Annotated in this window: 2 protein-coding genes and 1 pseudogene; all 3 read left to right on the forward strand. The window is 64.2% G+C overall.

Annotated elements, in window-relative coordinates:
* Window positions 1–90 precede the first annotated feature (90 nt).
* Window positions 91–1,053: pseudogene (locus H590_RS16970) on the forward strand (FecCD family ABC transporter permease); the annotation flags it as partial.
* Window positions 1,050–1,844: an ABC transporter ATP-binding protein gene (locus H590_RS0113600; protein ID WP_028703939.1), complete on the forward strand. Its 795-nt coding sequence runs from the start codon at window positions 1,050–1,052 to the stop codon at window positions 1,842–1,844. The pseudogene H590_RS16970 and the gene H590_RS0113600, both read left to right, overlap by 4 nt.
* Entirely contained in the window at window positions 1,831–2,622 is a 792-nt protein-coding gene (locus H590_RS16975) for a (2Fe-2S) ferredoxin domain-containing protein (RefSeq protein WP_245569825.1), read from the forward strand. Before H590_RS0113600 ends, H590_RS16975 begins: the two co-directional genes overlap by 14 nt.
* The last annotated feature ends 1,067 nt before the right edge of the window (window positions 2,623–3,689 follow it).

Here is a 3,689-nt window from a genome sequence, read left to right on the forward strand (position 1 = left end):
CCACCACGCAACATCAGCCCCGGAGCAGGTCTGTTCGCCATACCCCATGATCTCGAACCCCAACCATAAAGTCACTTACGACACGCGACACTAGGAGTCGGTTCGGTCCACATCGGCACCGGAGACGTGGTCGATGTCGTCGCTCGGAGGATGAGACTGATCGCTGGCGCCGGCGTCACCCCACTCAATGACGAGATCGTCTGGCAGATGCGTGCCCCTCGCGTGCTCGGGTCGATCGCGGTCGGAGCGCTGCTGGCACTGTCGGGTGCTGTACTGCAGACTCTCACCGGCAATGAGCTCGCCGATCCGTACCTGCTCGGAATCTCCAGCGGGGCCTCGGTCGGTGCGGTCGCCGTCCTGGTGATCGGGATCAACAGTGCCCTGTCCCAGACCCTGCTCATGACGCTGGCCTCGTTCATCGGTGCGGTCGCGGCGCTGGTCCTGGTGCTGGCAATGGCCACCGGTCGCTCCGGTGCACTGCCAGCCGGGCGAACCATCCTGGCCGGGGTCGCGGTAGGCCAGTTGTGCAGTGCCGGAGTGAATCTGCTCATCATGGTTGTCGGCCAGCGGGACACCGCGAGGATGGCGCTGGCCTGGACCCTGGGTGCTTTCACCGGACTGAACTGGGGCTCGGCGGTGACCCTGGCGGCCACAGCGGTGGTGGCTCTGGCCGTGTGCCCTGCCAATGCCCGGATGCTGGACGCCTTCGCATTCGGCGACGTCAGTGCCGCCTCTCTGGGGATCGCCGTCATCCCTGTCCGGTGGGCCTTTCTGGTCGGCACGGCTCTGGTGACAGCGGTATGCGTGGCCTTCGTAGGACCGATCGGATTCGTGGGACTCACAGTGCCACACATCGTGCGACTGCTGGTTGGGCCTCGTCACGCGGGTCTGTTGCCGCTGTCGGCGCTCTCCGGGGCGCTGCTGACGGTGCGGTCAGACACTGCCGCAAGAACTCTCGCGCCCGGCTCGAAGATTCCGGTCGGAGTGATCACCGCCGCCGTCGGTGCTCCCGTGCTGGTTGTGCTGCTGCGACGTGAGGCGAGGCATTCATGACCGTGAGGACGGATGGCCGAGGGGCTTTGGCCACCGAGGAGCTGGCCTGGCAGGCCGACGGGCACATCATCATCAGCGGGGTGACAACCCGCATTACCTCCGGCCGGATGACCATGATCGTCGGTCTGAACGGCTCGGGAAAGACCACTCTGCTCCATCTCATGGCGGGGTTGCGGACTCCGAGCCACGGTCGCGTGCTGCTGAACGACACCGATCTCACACAGATTCCACGCCGACGTCATGCCAGGACAATCGCTCTACTGGAGCAAGTGCCGCGAGCCAACGTCAACCTCAAGGTGGCCGACATCGTCGCTCTGGGGCGAATCCCATATCGAAGCCGTTGGGGCCTCCGCAGCGAGGACGACCCCAAGGTAGCGCGCATGATGACGGTCACCGGGGTTGCCAATCTGGCCTGTCGCGACTGGTCGAGCCTGTCAGGAGGCGAGAAGCAGCGCGTTCAGTTGGCCCGCGCGCTCGCCCAGGAGCCGCGGGTGTTGCTGCTTGACGAGCCAACGAATCACCTGGATCAGCGTCACCAGATCGGGTTGCTGGAGAAGGTGAGGACCCTCGGCATCACGACAGTCGCGGTGATCCACGACCTGGATCTGGCGGCGGCCTTCGCCGACGACCTGCTCGTGATGGACTCGGGCCGGCTGGTTGCCCAGGGTCCGGTGGACGACGTCCTCACCGAGGCAATGGTGAGGCGACACTTCGGAGTCGACGGGCGAGTACGCCGCAGCGACCGGATGCGGTTCTCCTGGATAGGGCTGGTTGATGATGAGCGGAACTGAGGGGCGCCCGGAGGCGAGGCTCCTCGTCGGACTGACCTTCCCGGACGCCGGGGAGTGCGCCGGCTGGGCTGCGACCTTCGCGGCCGCTGGTTGGGGACACGCCCAGGTACAGGGCGACGGCATGTCCCTGCACTCTGCTCTGGACGAGATCGCCCGGCACGGGAGCTGCCAGATCGAGCTGATGGGGATGACGACCCTGGACGGCCCAATCGCGGTGTCGTGGCTGCGCCGAGTCGCGGGTGCCTGGTTGCGCGCCTGGGAGGCGGCTCATCCCGATGGCGACTTCCACATCCGGGTCTGCCGGCATGTGCTAAGGCCCGGCGAGGAGCCGCCGGCCGCCGGAAGCACCTGCCGTGAGAATGGTGTCGATCCCGGCAGCGAAGGAGTCGCCGACGCGTCTGTCATCACCAGAACCGCAGTCGCCCGTGCCGAGGACCATCCTGGCGCTGACTGGGGATGGCGTGAGGTGACCGGCCGGGAGGCCGGCCTCACCAGTGCCGCATGGCAGGAGGTCCCACCGGTGCGCTACCACCTGTTGGTGTGCCGGGGGCCGCGCTGCAACGCCCGGGGCGGGGACCGGACGCATTCGGCACTGTCCGCCGAGTTGCACCGGCGCGGCGTCGCCGACCAGGACGTGCTGATGACCCCGACCGGGTGCATGTACCCCTGCAACCATGCACCCCTGGTGGTCGTCCACCCCGACGGAAAGTGGATGAGTCTGACGGCGGCGGAGGTTCCCGGAGCCCTCGACGATCTCCTAGGACCCGAGAACGCTTGAGGTCCCGAACCGCAGACGGATTCGACCAGCCAGTGCCTCAGACTTCTCGTGCCGAGTGATCAGCGCCGCCCGGCCCAAGCCAGATATTCTGTGTCATGATGGTGGTGACACAGAATGGGCTTCCCGACATTTTTTGAACACTCCCAGGACTAGCTTTCAGTCGACCAGTCAGAAATTCCATTGACAATTCTCTACCTCGTTCGGAATCCGGTACCCCAACGAGGTGGAGATGAAATACAGCGAATCACGTCAAGCCGCTTTAAACCAAAATTTCTTGCGAGCCCAAAAAGCACCGAGGAGTCAACACTGCAGACCCTCGTCTATCGTTTGTTAATTGTTTCCCTCCGTCGCCACCACCAGTAGATGATTGCGGTGAGGATGAGCACTCCCAGGGTGATGAAGATCGGAAGGGGACCGTTCTTGTGCGGCGGCATGGCTGGCGGAATTAATGGGGAGGTGTGCCAACGCGGCTGCACCTTCGCCCCCCACCTCCAACCCTCGACAGACCCGGGTTGGGGGTGATAATTGTTAGCCCCCCTCTCGGAGTATATCCACGGAGCCTGAGGAGTGCTGCGATGCCAGTAGGCCCAGTACTCCTTCGTCTTCCTGTCGAATCCCTTGTCCTTTGAGCAGGAGTTGATCGGGCGTCCCTGCAATTCGCAGATCAAGTTCTTACTCGTGGGAGTAGCCGTGACACCAATCTGACTCAGGGCGTCAATGCCGTCGGCCGGGTGAGGAGCGCAGTTGGCCGCCATGATGGCGTCCGGGAGGTCGACGATAACCCACACCCCTCCGGAAGCCGTACACTGAGCCTGATTGGGCCCCGTCGATGTAGGGGAGGGGCTAGGAGATACAGCAAGCGCGGGTGTAGGAGCGGTCAGGAGAGTTGCCATCAGCAGAGCAAGCCCAATGCGGAACAGGTGTCCCACTTGGATTCTTCCCTGTATCGCACATATCGAGATGAGCTTACTCGACATGGTTGGAGCGCTCCCGCTTTTGTGGCTCATCACAATCCACGGTGTAGTGGGGGTGTGATGGTGGCTGGCGTGTCGGTCACCGGGTAGGGG

Source organism: Acidipropionibacterium jensenii DSM 20535 (assembly GCF_000425285.1).
In the GTDB taxonomy this organism is placed as follows: Bacteria; Actinomycetota; Actinomycetes; order Propionibacteriales; family Propionibacteriaceae; genus Acidipropionibacterium; species Acidipropionibacterium jensenii.